This window comes from Dyella sp. 01N36 (assembly GCF_056399745.1).
The window spans coordinates 1-18,488 of the sequence record NZ_JBFTRY010000057.1 but is presented as its reverse complement, the minus strand read 5'-3'; the positions used below and the strand labels follow the sequence as shown (position 1 = coordinate 18,488).

18 protein-coding genes are annotated in these 18,488 nt (G+C 66.0%); 3 read left to right on the top strand and 15 right to left on the bottom strand.

All coding sequences use genetic code 11. The features are described 5' to 3' along the window. Positions 1 to 55: 55 nt before the first annotated feature. The 7 genes from AC1DMG_RS11425 to folE all read right to left on the bottom strand — a co-directional run bounded on the left by AC1DMG_RS11425 (position 56) and on the right by folE (position 7,862). Positions 56 to 562 (bottom strand): DUF1993 domain-containing protein, encoded by a 507-nt coding sequence (locus tag AC1DMG_RS11425; protein ID WP_441605504.1) that lies wholly within the window; start codon positions 560 to 562, stop codon positions 56 to 58. Then, a complete protein-coding gene (locus AC1DMG_RS11420; protein WP_477180532.1) occupies positions 559 to 1,935 on the bottom strand; it encodes a TCR/Tet family MFS transporter in 1,377 nt (458 codons plus the stop codon). Before AC1DMG_RS11420 ends, AC1DMG_RS11425 begins: the two co-directional genes overlap by 4 nt. A 162-nt stretch (positions 1,936 to 2,097) precedes the next feature. Continuing rightward, positions 2,098 to 2,439, bottom strand: a complete 342-nt coding sequence (locus tag AC1DMG_RS11415; RefSeq protein ID WP_441605554.1) for an EF-hand domain-containing protein — start codon at positions 2,437 to 2,439, stop codon at positions 2,098 to 2,100. Beyond that, complete coding sequence (locus AC1DMG_RS11410) at positions 2,439 to 5,231, bottom strand: AAA family ATPase (protein ID WP_441605502.1); 2,793 nt, start codon at positions 5,229 to 5,231, stop codon at positions 2,439 to 2,441. The genes AC1DMG_RS11415 and AC1DMG_RS11410 overlap by 1 nt, the downstream gene beginning before the upstream one ends. Further along, positions 5,224 to 5,955 (bottom strand): hypothetical protein, encoded by a 732-nt coding sequence (locus tag AC1DMG_RS11405; protein WP_441605501.1) that lies wholly within the window; start codon positions 5,953 to 5,955, stop codon positions 5,224 to 5,226. The genes AC1DMG_RS11410 and AC1DMG_RS11405 overlap by 8 nt, the downstream gene beginning before the upstream one ends. Next, positions 5,948 to 7,246: a hypothetical protein gene (locus tag AC1DMG_RS11400; RefSeq protein ID WP_441605500.1), complete on the bottom strand. Its 1,299-nt coding sequence runs from the start codon at positions 7,244 to 7,246 to the stop codon at positions 5,948 to 5,950. Before AC1DMG_RS11400 ends, AC1DMG_RS11405 begins: the two co-directional genes overlap by 8 nt. Positions 7,247 to 7,259: 13 nt before the next feature. Next, the gene (folE, locus tag AC1DMG_RS11395; RefSeq protein ID WP_121883715.1) at positions 7,260 to 7,862 is read right to left on the bottom strand and encodes a GTP cyclohydrolase I FolE; all 603 of its coding nucleotides are present in this window, start codon (positions 7,860 to 7,862) and stop codon (positions 7,260 to 7,262) included. 196 nt (positions 7,863 to 8,058) lie between these two features. On the opposite strand from folE, the gene AC1DMG_RS11390 reads away from it, so the two are divergent. Continuing rightward, entirely contained in the window at positions 8,059 to 8,919 is an 861-nt protein-coding gene (locus AC1DMG_RS11390; RefSeq protein ID WP_441605499.1) for an energy transducer TonB, read from the top strand. Between the two features lie 4 nt (positions 8,920 to 8,923). Here the strand turns inward: AC1DMG_RS11390 and AC1DMG_RS11385 are convergent, their stop codons facing one another. Both AC1DMG_RS11385 and AC1DMG_RS11380 read right to left on the bottom strand, forming a co-directional pair. Beyond that, positions 8,924 to 9,784 carry a hypothetical protein gene (locus AC1DMG_RS11385; RefSeq protein ID WP_441605498.1) on the bottom strand — a complete coding sequence of 287 codons (861 nt, stop codon included), beginning with the start codon at positions 9,782 to 9,784 and terminating at the stop codon, positions 8,924 to 8,926. Between the two features lie 86 nt (positions 9,785 to 9,870). Then, positions 9,871 to 10,674, bottom strand: a complete 804-nt coding sequence (locus tag AC1DMG_RS11380) for a hypothetical protein (RefSeq protein WP_441605497.1) — start codon at positions 10,672 to 10,674, stop codon at positions 9,871 to 9,873. A 148-nt stretch (positions 10,675 to 10,822) separates the two neighbouring features. Between AC1DMG_RS11380 and AC1DMG_RS11375 the strand changes: the two genes are divergently transcribed. Then, positions 10,823 to 11,293 carry a hypothetical protein gene (locus AC1DMG_RS11375; protein ID WP_441605496.1) on the top strand — a complete coding sequence of 157 codons (471 nt, stop codon included), beginning with the start codon at positions 10,823 to 10,825 and terminating at the stop codon, positions 11,291 to 11,293. Between the two features lie 15 nt (positions 11,294 to 11,308). Here the strand turns inward: AC1DMG_RS11375 and AC1DMG_RS11370 are convergent, their stop codons facing one another. The 5 genes from AC1DMG_RS11370 to AC1DMG_RS11350 form a co-directional block, all read right to left on the bottom strand. After that, positions 11,309 to 12,745 carry a DNA recombination protein RmuC gene (locus tag AC1DMG_RS11370; RefSeq protein ID WP_441605495.1) on the bottom strand — a complete coding sequence of 479 codons (1,437 nt, stop codon included), beginning with the start codon at positions 12,743 to 12,745 and terminating at the stop codon, positions 11,309 to 11,311. A 62-nt stretch (positions 12,746 to 12,807) separates the two neighbouring features. Beyond that, on the bottom strand, positions 12,808 to 13,980 hold the full coding sequence (locus AC1DMG_RS11365; protein WP_441605494.1) for a class I SAM-dependent rRNA methyltransferase: 1,173 nt from the start codon (positions 13,978 to 13,980) through the stop codon (positions 12,808 to 12,810). Between the two features lie 141 nt (positions 13,981 to 14,121). Continuing rightward, a complete protein-coding gene (locus AC1DMG_RS11360; protein ID WP_441605493.1) occupies positions 14,122 to 14,556 on the bottom strand; it encodes a hypothetical protein in 435 nt (144 codons plus the stop codon). A gap of 221 nt (positions 14,557 to 14,777) precedes the next feature. Then, complete coding sequence (locus AC1DMG_RS11355) at positions 14,778 to 15,725, bottom strand: serine/threonine protein kinase (protein ID WP_441605492.1); 948 nt, start codon at positions 15,723 to 15,725, stop codon at positions 14,778 to 14,780. After that, positions 15,722 to 16,159, bottom strand: a complete 438-nt coding sequence (locus AC1DMG_RS11350; RefSeq protein WP_441605491.1) for a hotdog fold thioesterase — start codon at positions 16,157 to 16,159, stop codon at positions 15,722 to 15,724. The genes AC1DMG_RS11355 and AC1DMG_RS11350 overlap by 4 nt, the downstream gene beginning before the upstream one ends. 82 nt (positions 16,160 to 16,241) lie before the next feature. Here AC1DMG_RS11350 and AC1DMG_RS11345 point away from each other — a divergent pair, with 82 nt between their 5' ends. Next, a complete protein-coding gene (locus tag AC1DMG_RS11345) occupies positions 16,242 to 17,300 on the top strand; it encodes a 2Fe-2S iron-sulfur cluster-binding protein (protein ID WP_441605490.1) in 1,059 nt (352 codons plus the stop codon). A gap of 38 nt (positions 17,301 to 17,338) precedes the next feature. Here the strand turns inward: AC1DMG_RS11345 and AC1DMG_RS11340 are convergent, their stop codons facing one another. After that, positions 17,339 to 17,791: a rhodanese-like domain-containing protein gene (locus AC1DMG_RS11340; RefSeq protein ID WP_441605489.1), complete on the bottom strand. Its 453-nt coding sequence runs from the start codon at positions 17,789 to 17,791 to the stop codon at positions 17,339 to 17,341. Between the last annotated feature and the right edge of the window lie 697 nt (positions 17,792 to 18,488).

Below are 18,488 nucleotides of genomic sequence, written 5' to 3'. Positions count from 1 at the left end.
AAAAGGGCGGCGCAGGTTCGCAAAGCCCTGCGCCGCCCCGGTCTTGCAGCCCGGCTTACGGCTTGCCGATGAAATCCATCTTGCCCAGCTCGGCACCCGCCTCGCGAAGAATCGCGTAGGCAGTGGTGCAGTGGAAGAACACGTTCGGGATCACAAAGTGCAGCAGATAGCCTTCGCCTTCGAAGTGCTGCTCGCCCGAACGCATCTTGAGCGTGATCGCGCGCGTTTCGCTGCCGTCGATCTGGTCGGCCTTGAAGCTCTTGATGTAGTCGATAGCGCGCTCGATGCGTGCATGCAGTTCGGCGAAGGTGGTTTCGTTGTCCTCGAACTTCAGCGGATCCACGCCGGCCAGTCGCGCGCAGGCGTTCTTGGCCATGTCGGTGGCGATCTGCACCTGGCTGGTCAGCGGCAGCATGTCGGCGGTGAGGCGGGCCTGCAGCAGCAGGGAGGGCTCGAACTTGCGCGCCTGCGCGTGCGCCTCGCCCTTGCGCAGCACGTGCTGCAGATTGCTCAGGGCGCGCAGGAAAACAGGAACGGAAGCCTGGTACATCGACAAAGTCATGGGGAATGCTCCGGTGGTTCTAGGGGAGTGATGGTGGCTTGCAAAGGGATCACCGAGGACGGTTCGCCCGGGATGGTATGAGGCACGGGTTCCTCGCCCTTGGCGAGGTCCTGCGTATGCCGCGTCGCGCGCAGCGCGATCACGGTGCCGATGGCCAGCAATACGGCCGACAGCACGAAGGCCAGGCCAGGCAGGTGATACGGCGACGACGGCGAAATCGAGAACGAAAACACCTGGGCGAACAGGAACGGGCCAAAGATGCCCGCAAAACTCGCCAGGCTGCTGATGGCGCCCTGCAGGCGACCTTGTTCGGCCGCATCCACTTCGTGCGTCATCAGCGACTGGATCGGCGGCTGCGAGAGGCCCCACAGCGCCATCAGCGGAATACCCATCAGGAAGGCAAAACCGGTGTCGGCCAGGCCCATCACCAGGAACGAGCCGATGCCGCACAGCATGCCGCCCAGCATCAGCCGGCGTTCGCCGAAACGCGGGGCCAGACGTCGGGTCAGCACGGCCTGTACGAAGCCATCGCAGGCGCCGACAAGCATCAGCACATAACCCACCGCCTGCGGACCCCAGTGGTAGCGATAATCGGCGTACAGCACGAAGGTGGTCTGCAGCACGTAATGCGCCAGATACACCAGGAACATCACCACGGCCAGGCGCATCACCAGCGGATAGCGCGCGAGCAGTTTCAGCGAGCCGAGCGGGTGCGCGCTGTGCATTTCGAAGCGCGGCGTGCGGCGTTCCTTGGGCAGCGATTCGGGCAGCACGAAAAAGCCGTAGAGGAAATTGCAGGCGGCCAGGCTACCGGCCACCCAGAACGGCAGGCGCAGGTGGATATCACCGAGGAAACCGCCCAGCCCCGGCCCGATGATGAAACCCAGCCCGAACGCGCTGCCGAGGATGCCGTAGGCCGCCGCGCGTTTTTCCTTGGGCRTGATATCGGCGATATACGCATTGGCCGTGGTGAAGCTCGCGGCCGTCATGCCCAGCACCACGCGCGCCACGAACAACAGCCATAGCGTGGGGGCCATCGCGAGCACGAAGAAGTCGATGGCCAGGCCCGCATTGGAGATCAGGATCACCGGCCGGCGCCCAAAGCGATCGGACAACGCGCCCTGCACCGGCGAGAACGCGAACTGCACGATCGCAAACACCGTGCTGAACACGCCGACCCACCAGGCCGCATTCGCGATGCCGCCACCGGCGAGCTGCTCGATCAAATGCGGCAGCACCGGGATGACGATGCCGAACGCCAACATGTCCAGCACCACGGTGACGAAAATGAACGCCAGCGCGGCGCGGCGGCGCGGATGGAGCTCGGGGTCGGCGGTCTGGTCCATGGGGGCGGCTGGCGGTGAGACGCGCACGATAGCCGATTCCAGATGACGCTGTGTGTGCAGTGCAGTAGGAGGGCGCAACGCCTTCTGTTGTGGGAGCGCACCCTGTGCGCGACAGTCGCTACGAAGCCGACCGGTGAGGCCAGTCGCGCACAGGGTGCGCTCCCACAACAACAGAGGGGTGAGGGCGATTCAACCCTGCGGTGGCTGCGTCAGCTCGCGCGCGTCGAGATAGCCGTCGTGATTGCGGTCCAGCTTGTGGAACTGACGGCGCAGGTTGTCCTGGAACTGCTTGAGCGTGATGGGTTTGCCGTGGCCGCCGGGCAACTCATCGGTTTGGAGCACGCCGTCACCATTGGTATCGAGCCGGTAGAAGCCCTGGCTCAGATGCGCCACGTACTCCGCCTCGCTCACCCGCCCATCGCCATCGGTGTCGAACTCCCGCAGGTATTCGGCCGGCGTGGACTGCGCCCACGCGATCACCGGCCCCAGCAGCAGGCCTGCCAGCATTGCAGCGCGGGCAGGCCGCCGCATCATGCGGCTTCGGTCCGGCGGCGCAGCACGGCCAGCGGCTGCGCCCAGGTGGCGCCGGGGCGGCGCTTGCTGGTGACCAGGGTGAGGTCGCTGGGCTGGAACACGTTGATGTTGTGCGTGGCCGGCGTGGTGAGGATGTACTGGGCGCGCGTGGACTTGAGGAAGGCACCCACCTTGTCGATGTTGAAGATGTCCAGGTGCGCGAACGGCTCGTCGATGAAGACGAAGCCGCCGGGGCGATCCTCGTCGCGCATCAACGCCACCAGCAGCAAGAGTGACTTCATCACCTGCTGGCCGCCCGAGGCCTCGCCGTCGTCCATGCCGATCCAGCCCTTCTTGTCGAACTCGAAGCGCACGTTGAGGCCGGCCTGGGCCAGGGCGAGGTCTTCATTCACCAATTCAGGCAGGTCCGTTTCCACGCCGATGCCGGCCAGATCCGCCAGCACTTTCAGGTTGCGCGCATAACGCTTGACCGTATTGCGCAGCACGTTGAGATACGCGGCGCGCGCTTCCGTCGTGATGCGGCCGGCACGTTCCAGATGCACGCGACGGCGCTGCAGATCCTCGCGCAGGCCTTCGTGGTCGTTGGCGTATTTGTCGCGCAGCGGCAGCACGCCGTCGTCGGTTTCCCAGTGCCCTTCGTTGAGGCGACGCTCGATGCGGTCGATCTCGCGACGTACGGCAGCGGGCGACTCATAGCGTTCGCGCAGTTCCAGCATGGCGCGGCGCGAACGATGCGACGGGCGCACGTGGCTGCGCTTGTGGCGGAAAGCCTTCAGGCGATCGACCTGCTCGTGACGGTATTGCGCAAACTGGCGCGCGCTGTCGGCCAGCTGCTGCTGCGCCTGTTTGTGCTCGCGCGCTTCGTTGTCGCGCTGGCGGGAGTTCTGCTGGCGCTGCTCGCGCACGCCTTCGTAATGCGCCTCGGCAGCGGCGTAGCTGTCGGCGCAGCGCTGCACGTCGTCCTGCAGCGAAGACAGCGCTTCGTGCGCCACGGCAAATTCATCGGCGCGGTCGGCGAGCTGGTTGCTGGCGTTGGCGCCGCGCAGCAGGCTTTCGGCGTCGCTGGCCTGTTCCTGCCAGGTCTTGCGCTTGTCGCCGATGGCGCGCAGCTGTTTCTCGATCTGCTGCAGTCGCTCTTCGCCCTCGCGCAGCTGGCGTTCGCGCGCGGCACTGCCGAAGTACACATCGTCGACACCGAGGTGACGTCCGCCGCGGCGCTCGCGGAAATAACCCTGCGGCGTGATCCAGTCCTGCTCCTTGCCGAGCTTGGCGCCGTCGGCCACGTCTTCCACGCGGCGGATGCGGTCGAGCTGGCGCAGCAGCCATTCCGGCGCCGCTGCGGTGAAGTCGACCACTTCCAGCAGCGAGCCACGCGTGGCCGCGATGCTGGGCGAGCGTTCGGCCACCACGAAATGCTTGTAGCGGTGTTGCTCGCCCAGGCGCCACGCTGCTTCGCGGTCACGCGGGTGATCGAGCAGCACCACATGGCGATAGCCGGCGAGCACCGCTTCCACTGCTGCCTGCCAGCGCGGCTCGGTGATCTCGACGATCTCGCTGAGCATGCTGTGGCCGATGCTGGCCTCGTCCAGGGCGCGTCGGAACGATTGCTCGAACTCCGGCGTGTAGCGCTGGCCGCGACGCCAGGCGCCGAGTTGCGCGGTCAGTGTCGACAACTGCTCGCGCAGTCGTGCTTCGTCATTCTGCAGGCGACCAAGCTGGCTGCGTGCTTCGACAAGCTGCTTGCCTTGCTGCTCGTGATCGGCGCCGTCCTGTTCGGCGACCAGTTTGCGCAGATGCTGCTCCTGCTTGAGCAAGGTGGCGTTCTCTGTTTCGGCGCGGCGCGCTTCGTCGAGCTGCTGCTTGGCCTGCTGGCGGACCTGGTCGGCTGCGTGCTGTTCGCCTCGCAGCGATTCTTCCTTGACGTCCAGCGCTTGCAGGCCCCGCTGCAGCTCCACGTCGCGCGCGGACAGATCGCGACACTTGCGCTTGAGGCCGAGCAACTGGGGACGCGCACCACGGATGGCCGCGTGCAGTTCGGCCAGTTCGGTGCGCGGGAGCGTTTCGGCGACCAGGTCGGTGTGCTCATGTTTGAGCGCATCCCACTCCTGCCATGAGCGCACGCGGCCCTCGGCCTCCTGCAGGCTCACGCCGATCAGGGAGAGCTGATGTTCCAGGCCGTGCAGCTCGCGATCGGCTTCGGCTTGTTCGTTGCGGGCGCGCTGATAGTCATCCAGCACGGTCTTGTCGCCGAACACGTCGAACACCAGGTCCAGCAGGGCCTTCGGCGGCAGCTGGCACAGCTTGTCGGTGGCGCCTTGTTCCAGCGTGAGCACGCGGCGGATTGCCTGCGACAAGCCGGCGCCTTCCAGCCGCACGCGGTAGTCGCGCAAGCCGAGGAAGTCGTTGCGTGCTTCGATCTCGTCGACGCTGACATCGCCGCCCATCACGGCGTACTGGCGCTGCCACTCGCCGCCCTTCTTCTGGATGCGCACCGCCAGCGTCACTTCGCTGTCCATGATCGGGAAGAACGGACGCTCGCCGCGCGGTCCGGGCACATTGCCCACGCGCGCACGCAGCCAGGCGAACGGTTTGCCGTTGTGGCGCAGATAGCTCTTGTAGTCGCGGTTGCCGGCGCAGTCGATGGTGAGCAGGGTGCGCAGCGCGTCGAGCAGGGTGGTCTTGCCCGAACCGTTCGGGCCCACCACGGTGACGATATTGGTATCCAGCGGCAGGCTGAAGCGCTGCCAGTAGTCCCAGTGGATGACCTCGAGGCTGCGGAAATCAAACATCGTGGATCACTTCGCTGTCTTCACTGATTTCATTTACGTCGTCGTCGGCATCGTCGTAGAGCGGTTCATCGTCGCTGCCGATGTCGTCGCGCGGCGTGAGGCCTGCCAGCAGGTCGCTCAGCGCGCCATCGAGGATGCGTCGCGCGGTGCGTTCGTAATCGAACACCAGATCCAGCAACGGTCCTTCGGCCAGCTCGCCCTTGCGCCGCGCGATGAAGCCGTGGCGCGAAAGCAGGCCGAGGTTGAAATTCACGCGCGTCTTGCCGCCGAGCTTCTCACCGAAATCGGCGAGCAGCGTGCGCTCGGCCACGATGGGCGATAGCGCCGCATCGCGCGAAATCGGCTTGGCTTCGGCGAACATCTGCTTTTGCGAAGCATCGGCCTCGGCCTGTTGACGTTCGAGCTGGCGCTGGCGCTTGGGCAGCACGATCAGCGCCCACAGCACCACCAGCAGCGCGATGGCGTCGCGGTCGAGCTGCAAGGTGTTGGAGATCCAGCTGTCGCTGCCGCCGAACACGTGCTTCTCATTGGCGCGCGCCACGGCCACGCCGATATAGGCGGAGTAGGGGTGTTCGCGCAGTTCGAGGCCGACGGCAGCCAGGCGGCGATCGAGTTCTTCGCGGAACGCCTCGTCGAGCAACGCCTTGCGTGCCTGCGTGTCGTCGCGCGGCAGCCAGCGCTGGGATAGCAATCGCGCGACCAGCGCAGCGGTTTCGTCATGCATGTTTGTTGTCCTTGCTTGGATGCAGGCGACCCGCGCTGACCAGCGCGATCGTCGCCAGGCCCGGGTCGATCAGGCGCGGTTCGATTTCCAGTTTCAGCGGCAGGCGCGCGAGATCCGCCGTTGCGCCCTGCAGCGCGGAGGATTCCGGGTCGCCCACCAGGCCGAGCAGCGAGAGGCGGTACGCGCTCAAGGCGTAGTCGTCGCCGCGCAAGGCGTCGCTGAGTTCCAGGGGAGTGGTCAATGCCGCCAGCTGGCCATGCCACTCGAGCAACGGCGAGAGGTCTTCCTCGTCGATCGGCAGGTCGTGCGTGGTCGGGGTGCTTTCCGCGTTCGGCAGCGCGCTGCTTTCGGCGGCGGCGCGTTCGCGTTCGAGCAATTCGAATTCGGCCACGTCCAGCGCGATCTGGTCCTGCAGGAAGGGCGGCTGCACCGGCAGCTGCGCAGCCTGGTCGGCATGCTGGGCCAGCGCATCTGGGGTGAGCGAACGCAACCACGCCACCAGGTCAGACGAGGAAAGGCCAGTACGCCCCAGATGCACGCGATGCTGGTCGATCTTGTTGAGCTCGCGCTGGAAGATGCCGGCCTGTCGCAGCAGCGCACTTTGCGCACGACCCACCGCCTGGGCGAGGCGATGCGTGGCCGAGTCGAGATCTTCGTTGTCAGCGATGGCGCTGACGACTTCCGTGCCCTTCTCCACCCACGTCCATACCGAATCGAGCCGCTGTGCGGCGCGACGGATGCGATGTTCGGAGCCGGACAGCACGGCGCGGTCGAAGTCGTCCTTCAATTCGGACAGGCGCGACAGCAGGTGCGTCAGTTCATCGCCGGACACCCGGCCCACGGCCTGGCCGGCGGCGAGCTGGGCGGTGATGTAGCCCAGGCCATCGTCGTCGTCGTGCTCGAATTCCAGCAGCGTGGCGACCGCGGCCAGCGCCTTGCGGCCCAGGGGGCTCACGCGATAACGCAGCGTTTCGTTGTCCCAGGTGAGCAGCTCGTGTTCCTTCAGGCGCTGCACCACGGTTTCCAGCTTCACCGGCTCGACAAAGGCCAGCTGCTCGCGGATTTCCGCCGGCGTCCACTCCGGCGCGTGGGCGCGTGCGCCCAACGTGCGCAGCACCAGCAGGCGCAGCAGCACCTGCGCCTCGCTGCCGTGGAACAGCGCGTTGAACGCGCGCAGCAGCGAGCGTCCGCGCAGCAGGGGAAACACCGCCGGGATGTCCTCGGCGGTGATGCCTTCGCGCAATACGTCCTGTAGACGCTCGTCGGCGTCCGTGCTATCGATCAATGCCATCGGTGGCGCGTGCTCAGCGGCCCGCGCCATGGATACCGATGAACTGCAGGAATTCCGAGCGCGTGCGTGCATCGTCGCGGAAGGCGCCCAGCATCTGGCTGGTGACCATGGAGACGCCGCGCTTGTGCACGCCGCGGGTGGTCATGCATTCGTGGCTGGCGTCGATCACCACGGCCACGCCGGCCGGGTGCAGGTTTTCCTGGATGCACTGGGCGATCTGCGCGGTGAGCTTTTCCTGCACCTGGAAGCGGCGCGCATAAGCGTCCACCACGCGTGCCAGCTTGCTGATGCCCACCACGCGATTGGTCGGCAGGTAGCCTACGTGCGCGCGGCCGATGATCGGTGCCATGTGGTGCTCGCAATGGCTTTCGAATTCGATGTCGCGCAGCACGACCATTTCGTCGTAGCCGGCCACTTCCTCGAAGGTGCGGCGCAGATAGTCGCCCGGGTCAGTGGCATAACCGGAGAACCAATCCTTGTATGCCTTCACCACGCGCTTGGGCGTATCGAGCAGACCTTCGCGGCCGGGATCTTCGCCCGACCAGCGCAGCAGGACGCGGACCGCTTCTTCGGCCTGTTCGCGGGTGACTTCGGTCGGTTCTTGACGCTCGCTCATGCGGGTTCCTTCGGGTACGGCTTACAGACGTGCCAGTGTAACGCCAGCGTCAAGCACTGGCCCGCATGGGTGGCGGACGCTTAGCAGGATCAATCACTTGCGTCCCCGGCGAGGCGTAGCCCGGTCAGGTGACCACCCTTATGCTGCCGCCGCTGCGCCGCTAGACTAGCCTCTCGCATGAACTAAGGAGTGGTTTATGAAGCGCTGGTATCTGGCCTGGACGTTTGTACTGCTTGGCTGTTTCGTATCGACAGCGGCGGTGGCCGCGGCAGCCCAAAGCGTACGCAAGTCGGCGGAGGCCTCCATGTTGGTCACCGGATCGGTGGAAGTGAATCCGGATGGCACCCTGCACGGCTACACCCTGGATCAGCCGGAGAAACTTCCACCGGTGGTGGTGGATGTCATTGCTCAAGGCATCGCGCAGTGGGAGTTCAAGCTCTCCGCACCCACCAAGGACGTGGTGAAAAGCTCGATGAGCATACGCATCGTGGCCAAGCCTGTCGGTGACGGCAATTTCAAAGTGACTCTCGTGGGCGCCACGTTTGGCCAGGGGCATGCCGATGGCGATACGGTGAGCTACAAGACTCGGCCCGCGCCCACTTATCCGATGCTCGCCATCCATGCGCGAGTCACCGGCACCGTGTATTTGCTTGTGCGCGTTGGTCGTGACGGGACAGTGGAAGATGTCATTGCCGAACAGGTGAACCTCGAGCAATACGCCACGCCAGTGGAGATGGACAGGTTCCGCAAAGCGTTGGCCGACGCGTCGATCAGTGCGGTGCGTCGCTGGACTTACAACCCGCCTAGCAAGGGGGCCGCAAAGGATGATCCCTATTGGGTCGTTCGCGTACCGGTGAACTTCTATCTTCAGGGCGGCGGGGCGCCCGTCGTGAAGCGCGGCTACGGCCATTGGGACGCCTATATTCCCGGGCCGCGACAGACCCCGCCATGGATCAGCAACGCGCTTGCCAGCCAGTCGCCGGATGCCGTACCCGATGGCGCACTCTCCACCGGCAATGCTCAAGTGCAGCTGGCCACCCGGCTGGATGGCGCCTGAGGTCTCAGGTCACCGAGCGAAATAGTGTCACGCGGCCAGTATCCGGTTCGCTGGCCGCGCGCAACCACGGCTCGCTCGCGATGGCCGGCGTGCAAGGGCCGAGCGTGGCGAGTCGGATCGTTCGACGACGCGCTTCGTCATGCAGCCGGTCGAGCATCTGCCGCAAGATGTCGCCGGTGAACGGCGTATAGAGATAAAACACCGTGCCCCGCGAGACATCGGCATCGCGGGCATCCTGCGCCATGAAGCTGGCGCGATCGATCCCCAGCGCTTGTGCCGCGCGCTGGGCGCTGGCCACGTAGGCGGGCTCACGCTCGATGCCGCAAGCCCGCGCTGGCGTGCAGATCGATACCAGCAAGGGCACATGCCCCATGCCTGAGCCGAGATCGACCAGCAGGTCATCGTGACCCAGATGCGCTCGGTGGATCAGGTCCAGCACGTGGCGCACCGGCGTTGGCTGGTAGAACACCATGTCGGCTTCGAGCGCAGCGACAGAGTCAGGCTCGTCCAGCGACAAGACTTCGCCGATCAAGGCGTCGAGATGGTCGTAACCCCAGGGTTCGCGCAGGTCGTCGTGGTGCAGCCAGCCACGCAGGGCGTGCGCGCCGGCGCCTTGCGTGATGGCGTGGCGGATGCCTTCGCACAGGCGCTGTTGCACGTCGCTGAGGGCGGCCAGGCGCTCGCGCGCGCGTCGACGCACGGCGTTCATCACCGCCATGGCTGCGGGCGTGCAGGCCTGTGGTTCGTGCAGCAGCACGTCTTCCAGGCGATCCATCGCCAGCACACGCTCGCGCAGTTGTTCGGGCCGCTCCAGGGAACGGTCCTGCTCGACTTCGCGGACGATGGTGTGCAGGGCATCCAGCATGACGTGATCAATCCACTAGGGCGCACGAACCCTTGGATGGTGTCACGTTTCGGCTTGCCGCGAGTTGAACGCAGGTTGCTGCGATGTCAACGCGGATCGGGCACGAAATGTCCGGGGAACGGGTCGGGGCGAGCGGGCGGCGGACGGTCGTCGCCGGGGATCACGCCCTGGGCGATCAGGCGTTCGCGCGTGTCGTAGTACAGCGTGATCGTCTCATTCGGAGTAGAGGAGGCGCGTTCGAAATCGGTGTAGCTCACCACCGAGGTTTCGCGCTCGCCGTGGCCGGTGCCGATCGGACCGCTGTCCTGGGTCTTGGCCACTGCGCCGCGCGCTGCGGATTCGGCCACGGGCGCGGCGGGGGCAGGCGGTGATGGCTGCAGGCGTTCATCGCCCGAACTGGAGATCCTGGAGATCGGGCCGGGCATCGGCAGCGGGCGGATCATGTGTCGCGGCAGGAACACCGCCATGCCGATCACGCCCACGTTGTCGGGGCGGCCGGTGCGTGCGGCGTAGCTGTGCGAGGCATCCGCAAACACGAAATCCGCCACCTCAGTGAGGCTTTTGCGCCAGCCCGGAATGTCGGTGGACACATACGGCTGCAGCACATAACCCGTTTGCGACCAGTCGGCCGTGTCGCCGGACAGCACGTTGACGCCGTCGACCGAAAGCACGCCCAGTACGCGGCTGCCGTTCTGGCTGCGCAGATGGATCTGGTAGCGGTGACCCGGCTGCCCGGCGACGTAGTAGCGGCCATCGTGTTGATAGACCGTCAACTCCTGTTGCGAGGTGCGGTCGTACACAGCCAGGTCCACCAGCCGGCCGACCGCGGCGGCCTGCGTGCTGGCCGCCGCGGCGGCCAGGCCCAGTACCCACAAGCGCAAGCTGTTCATGCAACGACTCCGGCAGGCATCGATGGCCGATGCTTAGGTTGGAACGTCGCGCCGAGTCGAATGGGGTTAATCCCATGGTGCCGGTGCGAGGCCTCAAGGTTTTTCGCGGCCGACCGATTTCGTGGGCGACCCTCCCCCAGGACCTTCCATGAGCATCGGCATTCACCTGGACACCTCCGCCATCCCGGTGACCATCGCCGGCGCTTCGGCGTCGGCGGCATCGGCGTCCACCAGCTCGTCGTCGACTGCGGCGACATCATCGGCACAGGGCGGCAAGGCCTCGGTGGCGAAGGGCGCCGGTGTGGCTGGTGGCGCTGGGGGCGCTTCGTCGTCGTCGAGCAGCTCCGGCAGCAGCAGCGCGGCCAGCGCCACGGTGCAGGCCTTGCAGAAGGAAATCGCGCAGCTGCAAAAACAGCTGGCCCGGGAGGAGCAGGCTTTGCATGCGGCCACCTCAGGCAAGAAGGCAGCGGATCCGGCGAACATGGCGATCGCTTCCGCCTTGCAATCGGAGGTCGCGACGACCAATGGTCAGCTGGAAGCCGCCGTCAACGCCTTGTCCGCCGCCCTGCAGAGTGAGGGCGGCAGCAGCAGCGGTGCCCTGGTCAGCGCATCGGCCTGAGGGCGCAGCGCACGATCAAACCTCGGTGTCGTCGTCGCTGATCTCATCGAGCGCCGGGGCGTCGATCAGCACCTGCTGGGCGTCCTCGCCGGACAGGGTTTCCACGCCGCGCAGCTTGCGCTCGATGGCCCGCGTGCGGACGCTGGCCTGATCGATCACGTTGGTGGCTTCGTTGAGTTTCTTGCGGGTCTTTTCCAGCACCGCGCCGAACTTGCCGAATTCCGTCTTCACCGCACCGAGCAAGGTCCACACCTCGCTGCTGCGCTGGGCGATGGCCAGCGTGCGGAAGCCCATCTGCAGGCTGTTGAGCAAGGCGGTGAGCGTGGTGGGGCCGGCGATGGTGACGTGGAAATCGCGCTGTAGCGATTCGAACAGGCCCGGCCGGCGGATCACTTCGGCATACAGGCCTTCAGTGGGCAGGAACAACACCGCAAAGTCGGTGGTGTGCGGCGGCGCTACGTACTTGCTGCGGATGCGTTTGGCTTCCTCGCGCACGCGCACTTCCAGCGCACGGCCGGCCAGCGCAGCAGCATCGGCATCGGCCGCTTCCTGCGCGTCGAGCAGGCGCTGGTAATCCTCCACCGGGAATTTCGCGTCGATCGGCAGATAGAGCTGGGCGTGCTCGCCGGCGCCCGGCATGCGCACGGCAAATTCCACGCGGTCGTTGCTGCCGGGAACCGTCACCACGTTGGAGTCGTACTGATCGTTGGTGAGCAATTGCTCCAGCAGCGCACCCAACTGCACTTCGCCAAGGATGCCGCGCGTTTTCACATTGGTGAGCACGCGCTTGAGATCGCCCACGCCGATGGCGAGGTTCTGCATTTCGCCGAGACCGCGCTGCACTTGTTCGAGCCGTTCGGAGACCAGCGCAAACGACTGGCCCAGGCGCGTTTCCAGGGTGTTCTGCAACTTCTCGTCGACCGTGGCGCGCATTTGCTCGAGCCGGGCCGCGTTGTCGTCCTGGATCTCCTTGAGCTTGGTTTCCAGCGTGGCGCGTACTTCGTTGAGGCGCTTCTCGTTGTCGGCGGTGAGCGCGGCCAGGCGCTGCTGCTGTTGTTCGCCGAAACGATTGAGGGTGAGCGTGAGTTCTTCGCGGCTGCGGCGCGCGTCTTCGGTGAGGCGCTGCGCCAGCGTCTGCAGGCCGGCATCGGTGCGTTCGGTGAGCACGTCCAGGCGCTGGCCGAAATGGCCGATGCGCTCGTGCTGCTGGGTGCTCATGCCGCCCAGCTGTTCCTGCACCAGCGAGCGGAACTGTCCCAGCGACTGGGTCATCTCCCCGCGGTCGGCGCGCTGCTCCTGCGCCAGCGCTTCGCGCAGGTGGCGGTTGTCGTCCTTCAAGGCATCCAGGCGCGCAGCAAGGCCGCCATCATCGCGTCCGCGCAACAGGTTCATCACCTGCATGGCGAGCACGGCGATGACGAGGACGATCAACACGATTTCGGTTACGGACATGGCAGTTCCCAACGGCATACGGCCGCCAGTGTACGCACTGGCGTCTCAGAAGCGGGGACCGATCACATGACGCGGCAGAACACCGCCTTCAAGTAGCGGCCTTCCGGCACACTGCTGTTGAACGGATGGTCCGCGCCGGCGCCTGCCGTATGCAACACCTGGATCTCGCGGCCGGCGTTGAGCGCCACGCGGCGCAGCATTTCCAGGAAGTCCGCCTCGCTGACCAGGCCAGTGCACGAGCAGGTAAGCAGCAGGCCGCCGGGCGGGATCACATCCAGCGCCAGGCGATTCATCGCGAAGTATTTCTTCAGCGCGTCCATCACCTTGTTGCGGTCGCGCGTGAGCTTGGCCGGGTCGAGGATCACCGCGTCGTATTGCTCGCCGCGTGCGACGGCCGCGCGCAGCCAGTCGAAGATGTCGGCCTGTTCGAATACGGCGGGCACATCGTTGGCAGCGGCATTGGCGCGGGCGATTTCGAGGATGCCCGCGTCCATGTCCACGCCCGTGGCCGACTGCGCGCCGGCCGCCAGCGCGTGCACGGCGAAGCCGCCAGCGTTGCAGCACAGATCGAGCACCTTGCGGCCCTTGGCCAGGCGCGCGAAATGGTGGCGGTTCTCGCGCTGGTCGGCGAAGAAACCGGTCTTGTGGCCATAGCCGGGCGCAGCATGGAAACGCAGGCCGTGCTCATGCACTTCCACCGGCTCGGGCGCATCGGCGGAGCGGCAATCGAAGGATTCCTGCTTCTGCACATGGCTTTCCGCAAACCAGTACAGGCGTGCGCCGGGAAAGTGGCGCAGCAAGGCGGCCTGGATGGCCTCGCGGAAACGCCACATGCCGGCGGCGAAGTATTCGATCACCAGGATGTCGGCGTAGCGATCCACCACCAGGCCCGATAGCCCGTCGCCTTCGCTGTGCACCACGCGCCACGCATCGCTGATGCGGTCCAGCTGAAGCAGTTCCTGGCGCAGCGCCACGGCGCGGTCGATGCGGCCGGTGATCCAGTCGGCGTCAATGGTCTCGGTGGGATCGCTGCTCAGCAGGCGCAGCGCGATGCGCGCATGGCCGTTCCAGAAGCCGCGGCCCACGAAGCGTCCCTTGGCGTCCTCCACATCGACCACGCTGCCAGGCGGTACGCGGGTTTCCGGCTTGTGGACCTGGGCGGACCATACCCAGGGATGGCCGGGCGTGCGGTCGGTCTTGAGGCGGATGACGGGGAGGGGGGCAGGGCTATTCATCCGCCCATGATAACCGGTGAGGGCCTGGAACCCGGCGATTTGCTTGTGGGAACGCACCCTGTGCGCGACTGGCGCACCCTCAGCGACGCTCCGTGGGAGTCGCGCACAGGGTGCGCTCCCACAAAAAAGCGAGGTGGTCGCTTAGCGCAGGCGCAGCGCCAGCCAGGACAGCAGCGCCAGCAGGTTCAGCCCCAGCCGCGATACCGACGGCCCGGCCACGGCCAGCACGAAGCCTTCGCTGCCGACATGCCAGTCCAGCCACAGCTGCACCGGGATATGCAGGCTGGCGTAGACGTTCACGAAGGCGCCGCAATGGAAGCCGTAGCTGAAAATCGGCGTGGCGATCAGGGGCAGCTGCAGCACCTGGGCCCAGCTCGAGAAGGTCACGCCGCGCTCGCTGTTCTCAAGCAAAAGCACGCCAGCCACCAGCACGAACGCATAGAACGCCAGGCCGATCACCGCCACGATGGAGTCGTGCGAGCCGAACGGCAACAGCCGTCGCAGCATGCTCACCATGCCGAAAAAGCCACCCGCCACTTCAAGGATGCCGATCAGTCGGAACAGAAAATTGCGCACGTGCGAAGCCCTGGGTCGAAAGTGGCGAGCTTAGCGGATCGTGCTGGGGCTGTCGGTGGTGTGGATTGGCAATTTGTCGGGTGGTGTTCATCCCGCCGCTTGCCGCACGCATCGCCGACACCTCGCCGCGCACACATCGCGAACCCTTGTAGGAGCGCACTTGTGCGCGACCGTCCCCTCGCACAGGCATCGCTCCGCCCGGGTCGCGCACAAGTGCGCTCCTACAACAGCTCCTCGGACAACTCGTGCAGGTCGGCGATGTGCTGCTCCCACCATCGCGCTTCGGCGGCGAACGGGAAGGCGGCGGGGAAGGCCGGATCGTGCCAGCGCGCCGCAATCCAGCCGGCGTAGTGCAGCTGGCGCATGGCGCGCAGCGCCGGCACCAGGGCGAGCTCGCTGAAGTCGAAGTCGCGCATCTGCTGATAGCCATCGAGCAGCGCGCTCATAGACTTCTCGTCGTTGGCGAGCATCCACAGGTCCTGCACGGCAGGGCCCATGCGCGCGTCATCGAGATCGACGAAGTGCGGGCCGCCATCGGTCCACAGCACATTGCCGGGATGGCAGTCGCCGTGCAGCCGCAGCGAGCGCACCGGGCCGACGGCGTCATAGCGACTGGCCACGGCGTGATCCACGCGTTCGGCGGCGGCGCGATAGGCAGCGTGCAGCGACGGCGGCAACAGCGACGAGGCCAGCACGGCCTGCATCGGGTGCGCGATCAGCGTGGCGCGGTCCAGACGGCCGCGGTGTTCGAACGCTGCACGCGCGCCCACGCCATGAATGCGCGCAATCAGCCGACCCAGCCATTCCAGCTGTTCGGTCGATTCCAGCGAGGGCGCGCGGCCGCCTCGACGCGGCGTGAGTGCGTAGCGGAAGCCATCGTGATGCAGCAGCGTGCGTCCACCGAACACCAGCGGCGCCACGACCGGAATTTCGGCGTCGACCAACTCCCTGGCGAACGCGTGTTCCTCAAGGATCGCCGCGTCGCTCCAGCGATGCGGTCGATAAAACTTGGCGATGACCGGCGAGGCGTCCTCGATACCCACCTGCCACACGCGATTTTCATAGCTGTTGAGCGCCAGCAGGCGGCCGTCCGGCCACAGGCCGCACGCGGTGACGGCATCGAGTACGCGATCGGGATCGAGCGTGGCGTAGGGAGCGTCGATGCTCAACGCGGTGCCACGACGCGTGCCGGAATCACCGCCATGGTGATGCGCGAGATGCACACCAGTTCGCCGGCTTCCGTCTCGATGCGGATTTCCCACACCTGCGTGGTGCGGCCGATATGCACCATGCGCGCGGTGCCGGTGACGGTGCCGCTGCGCACGCCGCGGATATGGTTGGCGTTGATGTCCAGGCCCACCGCTACTTCCGAGGGATCGAGCGCGAGCATGGCGGCCGAGCTGCCCAGCGTCTCGGCCAGCACCACGGATGCCCCGCCATGCAGCAGGCCATACGGCTGGTGCGTGCGATGGTCCACCGGCATGGTGCCGCGCAGCCAGTCGTCGCCGATTTCGGTGATGCGGATGCCCAGCGTTTCCATCATGGTGTTGGTGCTCCAGCCATTGATGCGCTCGAGCGAGGTGTCCTGTTTCCAGATGGCCATGGCTGTTTTCTCCGCGTGAAGCTTGTGATTGGACCCTAAGGCCCTCATTGTCGACTGACGCTTACGCCGCGACAATGTGCCCGTGCCTATCGTTACGATCCAATCCACCGGCCGCCATTTCCCCGTCGCGCCCGGCGAAACCGTGCTGGAAGCCGCGCAGCGGGCCGGCATCGCCTTGCCGTATTCGTGCCGCGCCGGCGTGTGCGGCAGCTGCAAGGCCACGCTGCTGGCGGGGTATTGCGAGTATCCGCGCAATCCGCCGGTGGCACTGGCCGGCACCTCGCCGGCACAGCATGCGATTTTGCTTTGCCAGGCGGTGCCGCGCGGCGATCTGCTGATCGAAGCGCGCGAAGTCACCTCGGTGGAGGACATCGCCAAGCGGCAAGTCGACGTGGTGGTGTCGCGCAAATGGATGCTGGCGCCCGATGTGATCGGCCTGCATCTGCAACCGGTAGTGGCGGAAGCGCGGCTCAACTGGCTGCCCGGCCAATATCTGGACGTGCTGCTTGAGGATGGGCGTCGTCGCCCGTTCTCCATCGCCAACCATCCGCAAGCCGACGGCACCATCGAACTGCACGTGCGCCACGTGGCCGGCGGCGGTTTCACTTCGTGGGTGTACGACACGCTCAAGTTGGGCGACGCCATGCGCATCGAAGGCCCGCTGGGCACCTTTGTGCCGCGCGAGGATTCGGAGCGTCCGATGATCCTGATGGCTGGAGGCACGGGCTTTGCGCCGCTGAAGGCCATCGTCGAGCACTTCATGGCGCTGGGCACGCGTCGTCCGATGCGGGTGTATTGGGGTGCCAGGCAGGCGGCCGATATCTACATGCGCGAACAGGCCGAACGCTGGGCGGCGCTTGCGCACGACTTGTCGTTCCAGGCCGTGATTTCGGATGCGGAACAGGCACGGGCCAGCGGCATGCGCATGGGTTTCGTGCACGAGGCCGTGCTGCAGGATCACCCGGATCTTGCCGCTTACGACGTCTACATGAGCGGCCCGCCCGCGATGATCGATGCGGGCCGCAAGCTCTTCATCGCTGCAGGGCTGCCGGAAGACCGGCTGTACTACGACTCGTTCGACTACGCGCCCGATGTGCTGGCGCAGATCCTGGGCAGTCGCGCCGGCATTGTCGGGCTATAGCGGGCGAGAGCGTTGCGCGCTCGCCCGCCAAACAGCGATCAACCCGGATTCTTGCCCTTGGCCACCGGCAACTGCGCCTGCTGCCAGCCGATCACGCCGCCGTTGAGGGTGTAGACCTTGCTGAAACCGGCCTTGACCAGGCGCTGCGCGGCTTTGTCGCTGGCGCCGCGGCCGTCCTTGTCGATCAGCACCACCGGCACGTCCTTGGCCTTGGCGATGTCTTTGTGCTCGGGGTCGAACTGGCTCATGGCGACATGGCGCGAGCCGGGCACATGGGCCTTCTCGTAATCGGCATAGGCGGAAAGATCGATCAGCAGCGGACCTTCGCGGTTGATCAGCAGGGTGAGGCCGGCGGGCGTCAGCTCCTTGTACTTGCGCAGCAACATCATCAGCTGCGTGCCGACCAGCCCGAGCAGCAGGACCAGGAACAGCGCGGCGAGCGCGAGGTGGTTGCCGAGAAACTCGGGCAGCTTATGCAGGATATCGCTCATTATCTGGGGCTTCCGCTGGCGCGGCGGGGCCGCGCGGGGTGAACTGAGCGGGGGATTATAGGGGGTGGAGGGGGTGGTTGGTTTTCTGCTTCGGTTTCCGGGTGACTTCGGGTTCTGGACCGTCATGCGGAGGCACGCCGGCATTTGATCGTCATTGCGGCGTAGGCCGGAGGCGCTTTTCAACAGCGGAGCTGGTTATCCAGAGCCTCGGTGTTTAGCTGTCGCGATACGGTGACCTGGCTCGCCTGCCGCGGGCTTCCGACCTCCTGCCGGAGGCCGGGTCACTTTCTCTTGCTTGCCCAAGAGAAAGTAACCAAAGAGAAGGGCCCGCCGGATGACGCGCCTTCCGGGCTGCGCCCTCCAGGTGCGCGGGCGGGTTGCGGGGTTTTTCGACAGGACATCCGTGTCCTGTCGAAAAACTGGCCGCATCCATGCGGCCACCCTTCGGGCTTTCCTCCACCCGCCCGCCGCGTCATACGGGGACCCCGGGGGCAAGAGCCTGATCAAGAGCCCAACGCCCGGCGTTGCGGGGCCGGCCGGTCTTTTGTAGGAGCGCACTTGTGCGCGACCAACCGGAGCGATGCACCGCGACGCTGCGGTCGCGCACAAGTGCGCTCCTACAAGGGGGACGCAGGTTCGTGGGTTGAGGATCAACCTTGCCGGTCGGCTCTTTGTGGGAGCGCACCCTGTGCGCGAC

Coding starts and splice junctions, on each gene's coding strand:
- AC1DMG_RS11350 (WP_441605491.1), bottom strand. CDS start 16,159: ATGGCCATCTGGAAACAGGACACCTCGCTCGAGCGCATCAATGGCTGG.
- AC1DMG_RS11410 (WP_441605502.1), bottom strand. CDS start 5,231: ATGTTTGATTTCCGCAGCCTCGAGGTCATCCACTGGGACTACTGGCAG.
- AC1DMG_RS11380 (WP_441605497.1), bottom strand. CDS start 10,674: ATGAACAGCTTGCGCTTGTGGGTACTGGGCCTGGCCGCCGCGGCGGCC.
- AC1DMG_RS11425 (WP_441605504.1), bottom strand. CDS start 562: ATGACTTTGTCGATGTACCAGGCTTCCGTTCCTGTTTTCCTGCGCGCC.
- AC1DMG_RS11405 (WP_441605501.1), bottom strand. CDS start 5,955: ATGCATGACGAAACCGCTGCGCTGGTCGCGCGATTGCTATCCCAGCGC.
- AC1DMG_RS11415 (WP_441605554.1), bottom strand. CDS start 2,439: ATGCGGCGGCCTGCCCGCGCTGCAATGCTGGCAGGCCTGCTGCTGGGG.
- AC1DMG_RS11365 (WP_441605494.1), bottom strand. CDS start 13,980: ATGAATAGCCCTGCCCCCCTCCCCGTCATCCGCCTCAAGACCGACCGC.
- AC1DMG_RS11390 (WP_441605499.1), top strand. CDS start 8,059: ATGAAGCGCTGGTATCTGGCCTGGACGTTTGTACTGCTTGGCTGTTTC.
- AC1DMG_RS11375 (WP_441605496.1), top strand. CDS start 10,823: ATGAGCATCGGCATTCACCTGGACACCTCCGCCATCCCGGTGACCATC.
- AC1DMG_RS11370 (WP_441605495.1), bottom strand. CDS start 12,745: ATGTCCGTAACCGAAATCGTGTTGATCGTCCTCGTCATCGCCGTGCTC.
- AC1DMG_RS11385 (WP_441605498.1), bottom strand. CDS start 9,784: ATGCTGGATGCCCTGCACACCATCGTCCGCGAAGTCGAGCAGGACCGT.
- AC1DMG_RS11340 (WP_441605489.1), bottom strand. CDS start 17,791: ATGAGCGATATCCTGCATAAGCTGCCCGAGTTTCTCGGCAACCACCTC.
- folE (WP_121883715.1), bottom strand. CDS start 7,862: ATGAGCGAGCGTCAAGAACCGACCGAAGTCACCCGCGAACAGGCCGAA.
- AC1DMG_RS11400 (WP_441605500.1), bottom strand. CDS start 7,246: ATGGCATTGATCGATAGCACGGACGCCGACGAGCGTCTACAGGACGTA.